Genomic DNA, 16,189 nt, shown 5'->3' on the forward strand with positions numbered 1-16,189 from the left:
CGATTTGTGGGAAATCATTGGGGCGCAGGCCGTGATAGGGAGTCCGCCGGACCCTGCTCTTTAGCGGTGCGCCTTCTCGCGGCCGCTGTGGCGGTTGCTGCCTCGGCCCTTGCCCTCGGCCTTCCTTGGGCCCCTCCTCCCGGCGGAACGTCCGACGACGGCCCGGCAGCCCTGAGCACAGGCCACCCCACGCCTGTGGTCACCTTGCCGTCCGCCGGCCCGTCCGGATCGGTCGAAGAGACGCCGCTGCCCGCGCCGGCCGGTGGCTTCGTGATCGACGCCAGGGCGCTGGTTCCTTTCCACCGCACCATTGTCACAACGGTCGCCAAAGGCGAACAGCCCAAGCTCAATGTTGCGTCCGCCGGCTTGAGGCGGCCGTCCGCGGGATCCCTGATGGCTCCGCTGGAACTGCTCAATGAGAGCTCACACTTTGGCTACCGGGTCAGCCCGCTCACCGGATCCGGCGGTGACTATCATCTGGGCCAGGACTATGCAGCCCGCTGCGGCACCAGGGTCTATGCAGCTGATGCAGGGGTGGTGCGGGCTGCCGGGTGGCACCCCTGGGGCGGCGGCAACCGCGTGGAGATCGATCACGGCAACGGCCTCATCACCACGTACAACCACTTGGAAGCCATCGCCGTCAAGACCGGCGAATCCGTTCAGGTGGGCCAGGTGGTGGCGCGGGTCGGGACTACCGGCTGGTCAACGGGCTGTCACCTTCACTTTGAGACCATACTGGGCGGCAGACACACCAGCCCCCTCGACTGGGTTCTGATTCCCATCCTGCAGCTGGATGAGCTGGCCGAGATCGCCATGGAGAGTTTCGCGGCCAGGCCTCCATCCCCGGCTGTGGAAACCCTCCGCTGGGCTATTCCAGTAGCCACGGACCATAGCCACACGGTGCTGTTCGGGGAGCACGAGCTGCCCGATCCGCCCAGCCCTGACCCAACCACCCCCGCCCCGGAAACACAGGCACCCACGCCCACCGCGTCGCCGTCGGACACTTCCACGCCGTCCGGCACTGCTTCGCCCTCCGAAACTGCTTCGCCCTCCGAAACTGCTTCGCCGTCCGGCACTGCCTCGCCCTCCGACCCCTCCACGCCGTCCGGGACAGTGACGCCCACGCCCACTGAGACAGAGACACCAGCGCCGACGTCGGAAGATCCGTCCACGTCTCCGTCCGGGACAGGGACGCCTACCCCGGGATCGCCCACCCCCACAACGGAGGCCACCGCGTCGCCGTCGGACTCTTCGGCCGAGACCCCCACGGCCACGCCGTCGCCGACGTACAGCGATTGGCGCGACCGAAGGAGGGCCGAGCGGACGCAGACGCCCACGCCCACGCCGACCCCGACGCCAACGCCAACGCCCACGTTGACGACCGAGGAGGCGCCGCCCACCGAGTCTCCGACGGCGGATCCGGTCACCACGGAAGCTACCCCGTCCCCGACGGCCGGATCCTGAGAGGAGGCTCCAGAATGGACCCGTACGATGGCCCCTTGGCAACGAATCACACGTATGACCACTTCGGGAGGACCCCTCATGACTGACCTGTACTCCATCCCCCTCACGCTTAACGACGGCTCGGAGACCGATTTTGGCCGTTTCAACGGCAACGCTGTGCTGGTGGTTAACGTTGCTTCCAACTGCGGCTTCACCCAGCAGTACGCAGGTCTCGAGACCCTCTACGGCAAGTTCCGTGACCGTGGCCTGGAGGTCCTGGGCGTCCCGTGCAACCAGTTCGCCGGCCAGGAACCCGGAGACGACGCTGAAATCGCGGAATTCTGCGAACGGAACTTCGGCGTCACATTTCCGCTGACCTCCAAAGCGGATGTGCGGGGCAAGAACCAGCACCCGCTGTATTCAGAGCTGACAAAATTCAAGTCCGGCCTGTTGCCCGGACTCGTCAAGTGGAACTTCGAAAAGTTCCTGGTCAACCGCGAGGGCAAAGTGGTGGCCCGCTTCGCGCCCGCAGTTGAACCGGATTCCGCCGAGATCATTGACGCGATAGAGGAGGTCCTGTCCTGAAAGGTGCCGGGCAGTCCACCCCGGACATGTCCCGGCCGTAATTCTTTTGCCTTTTTCCAACACGGCAGCGGCGATTTGCCTAATGTTTGCCAAATGTCTGGTTGGATTGGGCGTACTGAAGGTAGAAGGGAAGAGCCGCTTCCCGCCGACCATAGAGGTAGCAATGAAGCACATCGAGGCCGAACACCCCCGGCCACGCCACTTCCTTCTCCACCTGAGCGATCCCCATCTGATGGGGGGTCCGGAACCTCTTTACGGCTCAGTTGACAGCGAAGCCAGGCTCGTACAGCTTTTTGAGGAAGTCAGGGCATCCGGCGCCAGGCCTGAAGCAGTCATCTTCACCGGCGATCTGGCGGACAAGGGCGAGGCCGAGGCCTATGCCAAGCTCCGGGCCATCGTGGAGCCAGCCTGCAGGGACATGGGCGCCAAGGTCATCTGGGCCATGGGAAACCATGACAACCGGGCAAACTTCCGCAAGGGCCTGCTCGACCAGGTGGGAACCGACGAGCCCGTGGACCACAGCTATTACCTCAACGGGCTCCGCGTCATCACCATGGATACCTCTGTGCCGGGCTACCATCATGGCGAACTGAGCGCCGCACAACTGGAATGGCTGAGCCGGGAGCTTGAGACTCCGGCCCCGGACGGCACCATCCTCGCCTTGCACCACCCGCCGGTTCCGTCCGTCCTGGACCTTTCCGTCTTGGTGGAGCTCCGGGACCAGGCGTCCCTGGCCGCGGTGGTCCGTAACTCGGACGTCCGCACCATCCTGGCCGGCCACCTGCACTATTCGACCACTGCCAGCTTCGCCGGAGTGCCCGTCTCGGTGGCCTCAGCCTCGTGCTACACGCAGGACCTCAACGTGCCGGTGGGTGGCACGCGCGGCCGCGACGCCGGTCAGTCATTCAACCTGGTCCACGTTTACGAGCACACCATTGTCCACTCGGTTGTTCCTTTGGGCAGTGCCCTCACTGTGGGCGAGTACGTCACCGCAGAGGAGACCACTCGGCGCCTTGCCGACGCCGGGGTCACGATTCCGGAATCGGCGAAGGCACCACTGAAGGCAGGAACCAAGGCGGCAACCAACGCCGGACTGCCTGCCGGCTAACCGCTGCAGCGTCAGGCAACACTTGCGGCCTGCCACACGGGGCTAAAGCTCCCAGGGCGCCTTGATGGGGAAGTACTTCTCCAGGAAGTCGGTCACCAGCTGCGCGCGCTCGTCCGCCGGGACTTCGGGGAAACTGCCGTCATTCAGGCAGAAGAAGTCCATGTTGCGCTTGGCCAAAAGCTTGGGCAGGTAGTTCAGCCCGGCGCGGGCGGTGGTATCCACGTAGCGCACTTTGGCCGCGGTCTGGGTGACAGCACGGCCCGTGAGCAGGGCGTAGTAGTGGTAGAAGGAGTTGGTGACCGAGATGTTGTCAGCGGCGCGGAACCTGCTCGCCGCCGTCTTCTCGAACTCCGCCGGGAACTCGCGTTCCATCTTTGCCACCACGCTGCGGCGCAGCGGGGCGGCCGAATGTTCCAGGTGCCGGGTGGTGATCCGCCCGAAGCGGTTCCAGAGCAGCTTGCGGTTCACGCGTGCGGCGTTCTCGAAGCCGCTCCGTTCGGCGTCGTTGTCTCCCAGCCCGATCCGGGTCTCGGCCTCGATGAACTTGGTGATGCCCCCCGGCGTGAAGAACATGTCCGGGCCAACGGGCCGGCCGAAGAACATGTCGTCATTGGAGTAGAGGAAGTGCTCTGAGAGCCCTTCGATGTTATGGAGCTGGCATTCGACGGCCTGCGAGTTGTGGGTGGGCAGCACTGAGGGATCCGAGAAGAATTCCTCGCTGCGGACAATGGTCACCGACGGGTGCTCGGCGAGCCATTCGGGAGCGGGGGAGTCCGTGGCGATGAAGATGCGGCGGATCCATGGCGCAAACATGTACACCGAGCGCAGGGCGTACTTGAGTTCGTTGATCTGCCGGAAGCGGGCTTCGCTGTCGTCGCCTTCGCCCAGGACCACGTCTTTTTGCTGGGCGCGGCGGGCCGCAATGTACTCCGGGGAGCTGCCATCAACCCAGGAGAAAACCAGATCGATGTCGAAGCTGATGTCGCTGGCGTGATCGGCGAACATGTTCTCGATGGTGGGCCACGTGTGCCCGTAGCGCTCCACCGTCCCGCGGACCGCGTCCTGGCTCAGCATGGTGCGGCGCGTCAGTGAGTTTTCGATCGGGAGGATCAGCTGATCACCCTCGAAGCTCCACAGCTCAATCTGGACGCCGGCGGAGGAACCGAATTCGAAACCGCCGTCAGGCTCGACGCGGGGACGGTAGAGACGGAAGATGCGCGCCTGCCTGTTGGGCGAGAGCTCGCCATCGGCGACCAGCACAGAGGACTTCTTTTTCGCGTCAACCGTCATGGAGTAGACCGGTTCGTTGCGGCAGGCCTTCACAAGGGCGGCCCGGAGCTTTTTGCGGTCCTTCCAGTCCAGGGCGATGACGGGACGGTCGCTGTTGCCCCTGACCAGCAGGTAATCCAAGCCTTCGGCCGCGAGGACACCACGAAGGAACAACAGGTCCTCCACCATGGCCTGGTACGGCGTCCGGTTGTGGTTGATCAGGGCAAACCTGCCCTTGTGGCGGACAACGTCCGGCCGGTGCTTCAGCCGTGCCTCGGCGGCCGGAGATGTCACCTCCGCATGGCTCCGCACTTCTACGGACGCCTGGCCACCGTAATAGATCTCGTCCTGGACAGGTGCTTCTGTAATGGTTGTCTCCGTCGCCGCTGAATGGTAATGGTTCTATCTTGAATAATAGCGGCACCGCCAAGCAGCAGGCCTCAGGCGGCCGGATCCAAGCCGGGGAACCCATCCGGGGAAGGCCGCCGGGAACGGACTCAGCCCGCCGCTGCCTCCCGCCAGCTGCGCAGGAAAGCGCCGCCGGCGTCGTCGTGAATCACGTCTTCCCCGAGCCCCAGGTCCGTGGCGGTCAGCACCTCGTAGGGCTTCACCGGGACGCCGTCCGCCGGGCGGACGTCCACGTGCTTGACCGGGTGGTCGTTGTGGTGCAGCCAGTCGGCCATGGCGTAATCGGTGCGGGAATCTCCCACGGTCCGCCATGCCTGCGGGGTGATGCCCTGCGCCGCCAGGAGTTCAACGGCGCGGCTGGCGCCCAGGTCCTTGCCCAGCCGCACGGACTCGATGTCCGTGGAGATGATGGTGGGATCCACACGGTAGTCCACCTCGTCGTCGGAGTTCGGCTCGTGGTGGTCCAGCCGGACCACACCCAGGCCGTGCCTGGCCATGAGCTCCATGGCCTCGGCGTCGAAGAGCTTCTGTTCCGCCAGGTATTCAGCGGAAGCGACCTCGATGTGCTGCTCCACGGACACCATGGCCCGCTTGGTTTCGTCGAAGAACATGTGGGCGGAGAAGTCCTCGGCCACCAGCCTGCGGACGTCGTCGCCGTAGGACTGGGGCACGGCCAAATCGTGGTCCACATGGATGGGGCCGGGCCCGGCCGCGGTGTAGCTGAACCAGACGGCACCCTTTTCGCAGATGGCGTGGATGAGGGTTCCGGCGGGAATGCCGGCGGCGATCATCGGTTCCATGACCTGCTCCCTGATGAAAGCATCGGAGCGCCCGGTATTGAAAACCACCGGGATGCCGGCCGCTGCGAGGGCCACCAGGTCTGCGATGATCTCAGGTTTTACGTTGCGGGTCACCGGGCTGGCCACCGGGCCGTCGACGTCGAGCAGGAGGGCCAGCGGCGGTGCGGACGGCAGGCGGACGCCCGGCGTGGAACCGGCAGGGAACTCGGGTGCAGTCATGGCTCCATTCTGTCAGCCCGCCGCGGCCGTGCCTGTGCCGGCTGCCCAAGTCCCCGTGATGTGACGGATGGTCACTGTTTGGCTACAACCTGAAGGTGCTGCGGGCCTGACACTTCTCTTGGGAGGCCAACATGCCTAGTGTGGCATGGTGATCTTCAAAGCTGTGGGCGAAGGACGCCCGTACCCCGACCATGGCTACAACACGCCCAAACAATGGGCATCGCTTCCGCCGCGCCCCGTCCGCCTGGACGAGCTGGTGACCACCAAGCGGACGCTGGACCTTGAGGCCCTCCTGGCCGAGGACTCCACCTTCTTCGGGGATCTATTTCCCCACGTGGTGCAATACCAGGGCACGCTCTACCTCGAGGACGGCCTGCACCGGGCCGTCCGCACCGCGCTGCACCAGCGGACCGCCATCCACGCCCGCGTGTTGGTGATCGATGGCTAGGAAGCCGAAGGACGTCAGCGTCCTACACGGCCACCGTGTGGTGACCGGGCCTGAACTGCGGGCAACCTTTGAGGCGGCGGGGGACCCTGACGACCCCGGCAGGCTGCGCCGCCGGGTGGTGCATGGCGTGGTGCTGGTGCTGCTGCTGGGCCTGATTGTGGGCGCGATTATCACCGCTGTGGCCATCGTGAGCGGCCAGCTCCGGATTCCGGCTACCGAGGTCAGCGATGAACCGGCGTCCATCTGCCCCGCCGCCACCTTCGATTACACCCCCAACGAGCAGATCAACCTCAACGTGTACAACTCCACCAGCCGCCCGGGCCTGGCCAGGACGGTGGCCGATGCCCTGCTCGGCAGGAAGTTCGTGGTGGGGGCCGTTGCCAACACCGACGCCGGCTACCGCGGAGTTGCCGCGGTGCTGTCCGGAGCGGCCGGCCAGTCCGCAGCGTTCAGCGTCCAGCGGAACGTGCCGGGTTCGGACTACTTCCAGGACGACCGCACGGACACGAGTGTGGACCTGGTTCTGGCGGGGGACTTCAAAGCACTTGCCGCGGCTGACACGGTGGACCAGACGCCCGGGCCGCTCAGTTGCCCCCGGGAAAGCCGGCGGATCGCTGACGACGCCAAATGGCCGGCCATTCCGACAGCCGGCCCCAAGCCGTAAGAGCTGGTTTTTCGGGGTCAGGCAAGCGGATGATCAACGCGGCGGGGAGTGCCGTCGGCGTTGAACCTGGCGCCGGCACCCAACAGGATGAAGCGCACCGTGCGGGTGATCCGGGCCTCCAGTTCAGCGGGTTCGTTGCTGCCGCGGGCGGCACTGGAGGAGAGCGTGCCGTGAATGAGCTGCGCCTGCTGGCTGATGTCCGCTTCCGGCAGGTAGCCCTGCGCCATGGCGTCCCGGAGGATGCCTTGCAGCATGATGCTCAGCTCGCCCACGTGGTCGGCCAGTTTGGCAAAGGACGACGGCGAGAGTACCGCCGCCATTGCAGGGCCCGGCGGAAGGTGGCGGCGGCTTAGATCCTCCACCTGGGTGCGGACGTACAGTGCCAGCCGCTCCACCGGGTTCTCCAGCCGGGCCAGGGATTCCCGCAGCTCTGCGAGGAAGCGCTCGGTCTCATCCAGTGCATAGGCGATCAGGAGTTCTTCGATATCGGCGTAGTAGTTGTACACCGCGGTGCGCCCTACGCCTGCGTGCCGGGCGACGTCCGTCATGGTCAGCCCCGGCAGGCCGTGAGTGAATAAAAGCTCGCCGAAGGCTGTCAGGACCCGGCGTTGCGTCTCGGCGCGTTGCGCGGCGTTGGTGGCCGCCGAAATCCTGGGCATGCAGACACTTTACCGCGATGTGTCAGTAAAATCTGTTATCAGACTGCGCAGCCATCGGGGCCGCATGCTTCGCCGTCCGCAGAGTTGACCAGGACCAGTGGATTGGCGTCCTGCCAGGCCTGGTTGAGTGCGGTGGCGAATGTCTCGACCGGCTGGGCGCCGGAGAGCCCGAACTTGCGGTCGATCACAAAGAACGGGACGCCGCTGATGCCCAGGGCGCGGGCCTCCTCGAAGTCGGAACGGACGTCGTCGGCGTATTTGTCCGTGGTGAAGAGCCCGGCCACTTCCGCTGCGTCGATGCCCAGCTCGTGGCCCAGCCTCGTGAGGTATTCAGCGCTGCCGATGTCCTGGCCGTGCTCGAAGTGATCGCTGAGCAGGCGCTCCTTGGCCGCATCCTGCTTGCCATGGGCAGCTGCGAGGTGGATCAGCCGGTGGGCCGTGAAGCTGTTGGCCACCACAACCTTGTCGAAACGGTAGTCAAGGCCCTCACCCTTGGCCTGCTCCGTGACGTGGTTGAACATTTGCGAGACCTGCTGAGGGGCGATGCCCTTCCGGGTGCTCAGGTAGTCCAGCTCCGAGCCGTCGTAGTGCTCCGGCAGGGCCGGGTCCAGCTGGTAGCTGCGCCACGTGACGTCCACGGAACCGCGGTGCTCGAAGCCGGACAGGGCGGCTTCGAAACGGCGCTTGCCGATGTAGCACCAGGGACACGCGACGTCTGACCAGATCTCAATCTTCATGTCAGCCACAACTGCCCGCCGCCGGCCGCCATTCCCGGCGGCGGTTGTCTGATTAGTCACACGGGGGGACTTCAGGGGCTTGTCAGGGTGCCTCCCGTGGGGCGATAGTCGGAATAACAGGTTAAGCAGACGCCTATCAGGAAAGTTCAGTTGCCAGGTCGGGGGACCTTGGACTGTCATCCCCCGGAGGCAAACGCATGCGGATAGGACTTGTTGCAGCACCATGGATTCCGATCCCCCCAATCGGATACGGAGGCATAGAGAGGGTTGTTGACTCCCTTGCCCGTGGTTTCGTCGCGGCGGGGCATGAGGTGTTGTTGGCGGCGTCGTCGGACAGCACCTGTCCGGTTCCTCTGGTCCCCAATATGCGGCCATCGGAGCCGGCGGAACTTGGGTTTACGCTCTCGGAGCTCAGCCATGTCATCCGGGCTTATGAAGGCCTGGCTGACGTCGACATCATCCACGATCACACTCTGGCCGGACCACTGTGCACCGCCCGGCGGGGGGCCCCGCCGGTGGTCACCACCATCCACGGCCCGCTCATCCCGGCGTCGGCGGACCTGTACCGCGCCATGGCAGCCGATACAGCCATCATCGGCATCTCGCGCGATCAGACCTCCCGGGTGCCGGACGTCCCTGTCACCCGGGTGATCCACCACGGAATGGACGTTGCTGCAGTGCCGGTCGGTTCGGGGAAGGGCGGCTACGTCTGCTTTGTTGGCAGGATGTGCCCGGACAAGGGTGTGCTTGAAGCAATCCATATTGCCCGCGCTGCGGACATTCCGCTGCGCATAGCCGCCAAGATGCGCGAACCCGACGAGATCGAGTACTTCCGCTCCGCCATTGAGCCGCTCCTGGGTGCCAACGAGGAATTCCTTGGCGAACTGGCGGACGCGGACAAGTACCGCCTGATGGGTGAGGCGGTGGCGTTCCTGAATCCCATCCAGTGGTCCGAGCCGTTCGGCCTGGTGATGATTGAATCCCTGTCCACAGGCACCCCTGTGGTGGGCACGCTGATCGGCTCCGCCCCTGAAATTGTGGACCACGGAAAGACCGGATACCTGGGCCAAACAGAGGAGCTGCACCGGTTCCTTCCGCTGGCGGCATCGCTGGACAGGGCGCACTGCAGGGACCGGGCGCTGAAGCAGTTCAGTACCGAGAAGATGATTGCCAACCACCTGGACCTGTACGCAAAACTGCTGGAAAAGAGTCAGCTCCCGGGGGTTCCGGATGGTTCGCACTTGCACCAGAATCGAGTACGGGGAACCGTCATCCGGACGCCGGAACCGAGCCCGATCACCACCCGGCGGCCATGAGGTAAGGAGAGCACCAAATGACCGCCTGGAACGCCGACACGGAAGCCGATATCGGCGGAGCCGATGCAGTAACCCTCGTGGAAGGGTCCTCGTTCTGCATTTCCGCCTCCAGTGGCGACATCAGCCCTGAGGGCGGCACCAACGGGGCTTTCTATCAGGACACCCGGATTGTGTCCCGTTGGATTCTGCGTATCAACGGTGCGCTGCGCGAACCCCTCGTGGCGCACCGTCCCGATGCCTATGAGGCCACTTTCGTGGGCAGGGCAAAATGGCCGGATGGCAGGTTCGACAGCCCGCTGGTTGTCCGCCAGGACCGCCACATCGGACCGGGCCTGCAGGACGACATCACCCTGGAGAACTACTCCGCGGAGAGTGTCGACTGCGAGATCGAGCTCCTGGTGGATGCTGACCAGGCTGACCTCTTCGATGTCAAGGGTGGCCGCCTGAGCACCGAGGCCACCTTAACGAGAAGTGTCCGCGACGGCGAGCTTCTGCTCGAAGCAGTCCGGGATGGCCAGCGCCGCGGGTCAGCGGTGCGGGCCGCGGGCGCCGAAGTCACTGCTGACGCTTTGCGTTTCCGGGCAACCATCCCGGCAAGGGGCAAGTGGTCCACATCAGTCATTGTGGTCCCCTTGGTCAACGGCGTGGCTCCCAAGGAGCCCTTCACGGAGGCCGGACTGCCCCGGCACCGGGAGGGCGTGCAGCGGCACCTCGCCTGGGAGGAAAATGTCCCGCGGATCTCCGTGGAGGACAGGAACATTGAAGAAACCCTGTTGAGGAGCCAGGCTGATCTGGGATCGCTGCGGATTTTCGACGCCGAACACCCCGACCGTGCGGCCGTTGCCGCCGGTGCGCCCTGGTTCATGGCGCTCTTCGGGCGGGACTCACTGCTTTCCTCGTACATGTCCCTGCTGGTCGATTCCACGCTGGCAGTGGGCACCCTCCAGACGCTGGCCTCCATCCAGGGGACCAAGGTGGACAATGATTCCGAAGAAGAGCCCGGCCGCATTCCGCATGAGGTCAGGCTGGGCGTAACGGCGGGCATGGCACTGGGCGGAACAGCGTATTACGGCACTGCGGATGCCACGCCCCTGTTTGTCAGCGTACTGGGCGAGCTCAGCCGTTGGGGCCTCTCGGACGACATCATCGAATCCCTGCTGCCGCATGCCGACAGGGCCCTGGAGTGGATGGAGAAGTACGGGGACCGTGACGGTGACGGCTTTGTGGAGTACATGCGTCCGAATCCACATGGGCTGCTCAACCAGGGGTGGAAGGATTCCTGGGACGGGATCAACTTTGCGGACGGGCGGATGGCTGAGCCTCCTACCGCGCTGTGCGAGGTCCAGGGGTATGTCTATTCCGCCTATGTGGCCCGCTCCCTGCTGGCACGTTCGGCCGGTGACACCGAAAAGGAGCTCTACTGGGCCGAGCGTGCTGCCACGCTGAAGAAGGCCTTCAACGAGAAGTTCTGGCTGCCGGACAAGGGCTACTTCGCCGTGGCGCTGGACAAGGACAAAAATCCGGTGGACGCCTGTACGTCAAACATGGGCCACTGCCTTTGGGTGGGCATCGTTGACGAGGACAAGGCTCCGTCAGTGGTGGAGCACCTGATGTCGCCGGAGATGTTCAGTGGCTGGGGGATAAGGACCCTTGCTTCGAACATGGGCGCCTACAACCCGGTGAGCTATCACAACGGATCGGTCTGGCCGCACGACTCGGCACTCGTGGCCACCGGCCTGATGCGCTACGGTTTTGTGGCCGAGGCCAAGCGGCTGGCCCGGGGGATCTTCGATGCTGCAGCCCATTTCGACGGTCAGTTGCCTGAACTGTTCTGCGGGTTCGACAGATCGGAGTTCTACGGTCCCGTCCCGTATCCGACGGCGTGTTCCCCGCAGGCCTGGGCAGCGGCGGCACCCATCCAGCTCGCCCGGATCCTGCTCCGCTTCGATCCGGACTTCACCCAGGGGGTGGTCCACCTTGCCCCGATCCTGGCCGAGGAAAAAGGTGACTTCAGGGCCGAAAACGTCCGCCTGGGACATGCCCGGATCACCATCAGCGCGAACCGGACTGAAGGCAGCATCGAGGGCCTGCCTCCTGGACTGAAGCTGCTGAAGGAGCCCCGTCCACCGCTGGACGAACGCCTGGGCGGTCGGGCCGGCGACTAGGGAGCGCCTTGGTGCCGCGGAATAGGGTGTCAGGGAACGGCGCGCTCCAGGACAAAATCGTGTTCCACTGTGGTGCCCAGCCGGAATGACTTGCTTCCCACCTTGCGGAAGCCTGACTTTTCGTAGAACCTGATGGCGCGGGCGTTCTGGCTGTTCACGCCCAGCCAGACGCCGGCCGCCCCGGTTTCCGCGGCGGCCTGCAGGCTGGCATGCATCAGTTCCGCCGCGGCACCCAGCCCATGATGCTCCGGATGGACGTAGCACTTGCTGAGCTCTACGGACGGCAGGAGCTTCAGCGCGGCAGTCACATCCGGGTCCTGGGTGGGCCTGTCCACCAGCAGGCTGTAGCCGCGCAGGCCGCCAACGGAATCAATAACCAGGATGGTGACCGCCGGGTCCGCCAGATAGTCCCTAAAGTGCTTTTCGCTGAGCGTGTTGGCCAGGTGGGCGGCAATGTCTTCCGGTGACGCCGACGGCGGGCACGCGAGCGGAAAGGTGACCGCCGCAAGGGCGGCGAGCGGGCCGGCGTCGTCCGCTGTTGCCTTCCGGATGGTGTGGGTCATGCACGCAGTCTAAATCCCGCCGCCGGGTGTTACTGCTTGAAGGCGGCGTCGAAGGAGGTGTTCGACGCCGGGAAGTCGAATTTTTTGAGTGCGGCGAGGGCTTCGGGGGCGCCGTGGAGGCGGTCCATGCCGGCGTCTTCCCATTCGATGGAGATGGGGCCGGTGTAGCCGATGGCGGTGAGGGCGCGGAAGGAGGATTCCCAGGGGACGTCGCCGCGGCCGGCGGAGACGAAGTCCCAGCCGCGGCGGGGGTCGCCCCAGGGCAGGTGGGAGCCCATGACGGTGTTCCGGCCGGTGGGGCGGAGCTTGGTGTCCTTGCAGTCCACGTGGTAGATCCGGTCTTTGAAGTCCCAGATGAAGGAGACGGGGTCGATGCCCTGCCACATCATGTGGGAGGGGTCCCAGTTCAGGCCGAACGCTTCGCGGTGGCCGATCGCTTCGAGGGTGCGGACGGTGGTCCAGTAGTCGTAGGCGATCTCGGAGGGGTGGACTTCGTGGGCGAAGCGGACCCCGCATTCGTCGAAGACGTCCAGGATGGGGTTCCAGCGGTCCGCGAAGTCCTGGTAGCCGGCCTCGATCACGTCAGGCGGGACGGGCGGGAACATCGCCACGTACTGCCAGATGGAAGAGCCGGTGAACCCGACGACGGTGTCCACGCCGAGGGCTTTGGCGAGCCGGGCGGTGTGCTTCATTTCCTCTGCGGCGCGTTGGCGGACGCCTTCGGGATCGCCATCGCCCCACACTTTTGCCCCGACGATGGCTTCGTGGCGGAAGTCGATGGGGTCATCGCACACGGCCTGGCCTTTGAGGTGGTTGGAGATGGCCCAGACCTTGAGGTTGTATTTGTCCAGGACGGCGAGTTTGGACTCGACGTAGCCGGGTTCGTCCCAGCGCCAGGCGTCCAGGTGGTCACCCGAGACGGCTATTTCCAGGCCGTCGTAGCCCCAGCCGGACGCCAGGCGGGCGACTTCCTCGAAGGGGAGGTCGGCCCACTGGCCGGTGAACAGGGTATAGGGACGGGGCATGTCAGGCTCCTTCTGCGGGGGCGTTGGCTGCGGGGGCGGAGGCGTTGGGGACGTTGGGTGCGGGGGTCTTGGCTGCGGGCTGGACGGCGGCGGCCAGTTCGATGAGGGTGCTTTTCGCGGCGGCGGATTCCTCGATGGCGGCCAGGATCCGCTGAACGGCGAGTCCGTCCTCGAACGACGGCGAGGGCGGGGTTCCGGTGCCGATGGCCAGCAGGAAATCGCGGGCCTGATGGGTGAAGCCGTGTTCCCAGCCGATGATGTGGCCCTGCGGCCACCAGGCGTCCAGGTAGGGGTGTTCGGGTTCGGTGACCAGGATCCGGCGGAAGCCCTGTTCCCGGGCCGGCGCGGTGGCGTCGAGGAAACGGAGCTCGTTAAGGTTCTCGAGATCGAACATCAGGGAGCCTTTGTCGCCGTAGATCTCCACTTGCAGCGAGTTCTTCTGGCCGGTGGCTACCCGGGAGACCTCCACTGAGGCGATTGCCCCGGAGGCGAGGGACAGCGTTGCCCAGGCGGCGTCGTCGACCGTTACATCCTCCAGCCCTGCCTTGGGACCGCTTGCACTGGGGCGTTGCGTGGTGAACGTGTGCGTCCGGCCCGAGACTTCCGTGGCCGTGTCCCCGAGCAGGAACAGGACCTGATCGATGGCGTGGGAGGCGATGTCGCCGAGGGCCCCGGACCCGGCCGATTCCTTTCTGAGCCGCCAGGTCATGGGCGCTGTTTCGTCCGCAAGCCAGTCCTGGAGGTAGGCGGCGCGGACGTGCCGGACGGTGCCGAGCCTGCCTTCGGCGATGAGTTCCTTCGCCAGGGCAAGGGCCGGGACGCGGCGGTAGGTGAACCCCACCATCGACTGGACGCCCCGGGCGCGGGCGGCCTGGGCCGCGGTGGCCATGGCTTCAGCCTCGGCCAGGGTGTTGGCGAGCGGCTTCTCCAGGAGCACGTGCTTGCCCGCCTCGAGCGCTGCGATGGCGATCTCCGCGTGCAGCCAGCCGGGTGCGCAGATATCGATGATGTGGATGTCGTCCCGTTCCAGGACCGTTCGCCAGTCGGAGGCCGTCTCAGCCCAGCCGTACTTCGCCGCGGCTTCGGCCACCCCGGTGGCATCCCTGCCCACCAGGACTTTCTGCTCGAACGCCGGCACGTCAAAGTAGCTGGCCACGTTGCGCCAGGCATTGGAATGGGCCTTGCCCATAAACGCGTAGCCGATCATCGCCACACCCAGTTTTGGGTGCGGCTGCGGGTTGGCGGGGAGTGAATCCGGTGCAGTCATGGCAATTCCTAGAGGGTGGCTGTTTCGGGTGCCCAGTCCTCGGGGACGGCCGGGGAGGCGGGAGCGGTGCTGGTGACGTCCACGAAGGTGCCGGATTCCATGGATTCGGTGATCGAGACCATGGTGTCCAGGACGTGGTAGGCGAGGTTGCCGGTGGCGCGGTGGGGGACGCCGGCGCGCAGGGAGCGGGCCATGTCCAGGACGCCCATGCCGCGGCCCTTCGCCGGTCCGGTTGCGGGAACGGTGGTCCAGGCCTCGTCCCCTGCGTGCCAGAGCCGGAGGTCGCCGTCGAAATGGTTGGGGTCCGGCAGGGAGAGTGTGGCCTCGGTGCCGGTGATTTCCACGAAGCCCATGCGGGAGCGCGGGGATTCGAAGGAGAAGACGCTGTGGGAGGAGGCCCCGTTTTCGAACTGCGCCATCGCGGAGACGTGGGTGGGGACCTCGACGGTGAATTCCTGCCCGGCCTTGGGCCCGGAGCCGATGACGCGGACCTCTTTGGCTTTGGATCCGATGGCGGCGACCTTGCGGATGGAGCCGAATGTCTGGATCAGGGTGGTGAGGTAGTACGGGCCCATGTCGAACAGCGGCCCTGCGCCGGACTGGAAGAGGAAGGCCGGGTTGGGGTGCCAGGATTCCGGGCCGGGGGTCTGGAACGTGGTCATGGCGGTCAGTGGGGTGCCGATGTCGCCGCGTTCGATGATTCGGCGTGCGGTCTGCAGCCCGGCGCCGAGGAAGGTGTCCGGGGCGCAGCCGAGGCGGATCCCGGCGTCGTCGGCGGTTTTGAGCAGGCCGAGGCCGGACTCGCGGTCCAGGGAGAACGGCTTTTCGGTCCAGACGTGTTTGCCGGCGTGGACGGCGGCGGTGGCCACCTCGACGTGGGCTGCCGGGATGGTCAGGTTGACGATGATTTCAACCTCGGGGTGGTTCAGCGCAGCGTCCACGCCGCCCCACTCGGGGATGCCGTATTCCTGGGCGCGGGCCTTGGCGGCTTCTTCGAACAGGTCGGCGATGACAAGCACTTTGAGGTCGGGGAAGACCGTGAGGTTGTCCAGGTACTGCTTGCTGATGTTTCCGGCGCCGATGACGGCGACACCCACCGGCCCCCGGCCAGAGGCTGCGCCTGAATTTCCTGCACCGGCGGGTGCTGTGCCGCTCATGCCTTGCCGCCTTGCGGTGCGGCGGCACGGGCAGCGGCAGCACCGGCAGCGTTGGCGGCGTCGGCGGCGTTCAGGAAGGCGAGGCTCTCGGCGATCCCTTTAAAAATGTCCCCGTCATAGTCATCAAATTCCACGACGCCGGTCTCCAGGGACTTCGCCGCGGCAATGACGGCCAGCACGGGCACCTTGCCCTTCCCGGCCGGCAACTGTGCCTTGGTGTCGTTGGTCAGCGGCCCGTCCTTGATGTGGATGAGCTTCACCCGGTCCCCGAGCTTGGTGAGGATGTCCACGGGGTCCTGGCCGCCCACGGCCACCCAGTACGTGTCCACCTCGAGGACGAGTTCAGGATCGAGGAG

At 65.6% G+C, this 16,189-nt stretch carries 16 protein-coding genes; 7 read left to right on the forward strand and 9 right to left on the reverse strand.

What is annotated here, in order from left to right:
• Positions 1–66: 66 nt before the first annotated feature.
• From ACP7AX_RS13730 to ACP7AX_RS13740, 3 genes are all read left to right on the forward strand, one after another.
• Entirely contained in the window at positions 67–1,464 is a 1,398-nt protein-coding gene (locus ACP7AX_RS13730; protein ID WP_426227025.1) for a peptidoglycan DD-metalloendopeptidase family protein, read from the forward strand.
• 78 nt (positions 1,465–1,542) lie between these two features.
• A complete protein-coding gene (locus ACP7AX_RS13735; RefSeq protein ID WP_131684572.1) occupies positions 1,543–2,028 on the forward strand; it encodes a glutathione peroxidase in 486 nt (161 codons plus the stop codon).
• 163 nt (positions 2,029–2,191) lie between these two features.
• Entirely contained in the window at positions 2,192–3,136 is a 945-nt protein-coding gene (locus ACP7AX_RS13740) for a phosphodiesterase (protein ID WP_426227027.1), read from the forward strand.
• Between the two features lie 42 nt (positions 3,137–3,178).
• Here ACP7AX_RS13740 and ACP7AX_RS13745 read toward each other — a convergent pair whose 3' ends face one another.
• Both ACP7AX_RS13745 and ACP7AX_RS13750 read right to left on the reverse strand, forming a co-directional pair.
• On the reverse strand, positions 3,179–4,594 hold the full coding sequence (locus tag ACP7AX_RS13745; RefSeq protein ID WP_426227068.1) for a stealth family protein: 1,416 nt from the start codon (positions 4,592–4,594) through the stop codon (positions 3,179–3,181).
• A 308-nt stretch (positions 4,595–4,902) separates the two neighbouring features.
• Entirely contained in the window at positions 4,903–5,832 is a 930-nt protein-coding gene (locus tag ACP7AX_RS13750) for a hypothetical protein (RefSeq protein ID WP_131684570.1), read from the reverse strand.
• Between the two features lie 148 nt (positions 5,833–5,980).
• Here ACP7AX_RS13750 and ACP7AX_RS13755 point away from each other — a divergent pair, with 148 nt between their 5' ends.
• The gene (locus ACP7AX_RS13755) at positions 5,981–6,280 is read left to right on the forward strand and encodes a type II toxin-antitoxin system VapB family antitoxin (protein WP_181365168.1); all 300 of its coding nucleotides are present in this window, start codon (positions 5,981–5,983) and stop codon (positions 6,278–6,280) included.
• Positions 6,273–6,944: a LytR C-terminal domain-containing protein gene (locus tag ACP7AX_RS13760; RefSeq protein WP_426227030.1), complete on the forward strand. Its 672-nt coding sequence runs from the start codon at positions 6,273–6,275 to the stop codon at positions 6,942–6,944. Before ACP7AX_RS13755 ends, ACP7AX_RS13760 begins: the two co-directional genes overlap by 8 nt.
• Positions 6,945–6,961: 17 nt before the next feature.
• Here the strand turns inward: ACP7AX_RS13760 and ACP7AX_RS13765 are convergent, their stop codons facing one another.
• Together ACP7AX_RS13765 and ACP7AX_RS13770 are read right to left on the reverse strand one after the other, a co-directional pair.
• Positions 6,962–7,603, reverse strand: coding sequence for a TetR family transcriptional regulator (locus ACP7AX_RS13765; protein ID WP_131684568.1), 642 nt, complete (start codon positions 7,601–7,603; stop codon positions 6,962–6,964).
• A 38-nt stretch (positions 7,604–7,641) separates the two neighbouring features.
• A complete protein-coding gene (locus ACP7AX_RS13770) occupies positions 7,642–8,340 on the reverse strand; it encodes a DsbA family protein (RefSeq protein WP_131684677.1) in 699 nt (232 codons plus the stop codon).
• Between the two features lie 197 nt (positions 8,341–8,537).
• Between ACP7AX_RS13770 and ACP7AX_RS13775 the strand changes: the two genes are divergently transcribed.
• Entirely contained in the window at positions 8,538–9,656 is a 1,119-nt protein-coding gene (locus tag ACP7AX_RS13775) for a glycosyltransferase (protein ID WP_131684567.1), read from the forward strand.
• A gap of 17 nt (positions 9,657–9,673) precedes the next feature.
• Positions 9,674–11,821, forward strand: coding sequence for a glycogen debranching N-terminal domain-containing protein (locus ACP7AX_RS13780; protein ID WP_426227033.1), 2,148 nt, complete (start codon positions 9,674–9,676; stop codon positions 11,819–11,821).
• 29 nt (positions 11,822–11,850) lie between these two features.
• Here ACP7AX_RS13780 and ACP7AX_RS13785 read toward each other — a convergent pair whose 3' ends face one another.
• The 5 genes from ACP7AX_RS13785 to ACP7AX_RS13805 form a co-directional block, all read right to left on the reverse strand.
• Complete coding sequence (locus tag ACP7AX_RS13785) at positions 11,851–12,384, reverse strand: GNAT family N-acetyltransferase (RefSeq protein WP_426227035.1); 534 nt, start codon at positions 12,382–12,384, stop codon at positions 11,851–11,853.
• Positions 12,385–12,413: 29 nt separating this feature from the next.
• Positions 12,414–13,409: a sugar phosphate isomerase/epimerase family protein gene (locus tag ACP7AX_RS13790; RefSeq protein ID WP_426227037.1), complete on the reverse strand. Its 996-nt coding sequence runs from the start codon at positions 13,407–13,409 to the stop codon at positions 12,414–12,416.
• A 1-nt stretch (position 13,410) separates the two neighbouring features.
• Entirely contained in the window at positions 13,411–14,676 is a 1,266-nt protein-coding gene (locus tag ACP7AX_RS13795) for a Gfo/Idh/MocA family protein (RefSeq protein WP_426227039.1), read from the reverse strand.
• Between the two features lie 8 nt (positions 14,677–14,684).
• Positions 14,685–15,833, reverse strand: coding sequence for a Gfo/Idh/MocA family protein (locus tag ACP7AX_RS13800; protein ID WP_426227041.1), 1,149 nt, complete (start codon positions 15,831–15,833; stop codon positions 14,685–14,687).
• Positions 15,830–16,189 (reverse strand): sugar phosphate isomerase/epimerase family protein (locus ACP7AX_RS13805; RefSeq protein WP_426227043.1); only part of this gene is annotated, 360 nt, incomplete at its 5' end. The genes ACP7AX_RS13800 and ACP7AX_RS13805, both read right to left, overlap by 4 nt.

This window comes from Pseudarthrobacter sp. DSP2-3-2b1 (assembly GCF_049895945.1).
In the GTDB taxonomy this organism is placed as follows: Bacteria; Actinomycetota; Actinomycetes; order Actinomycetales; family Micrococcaceae; genus Arthrobacter.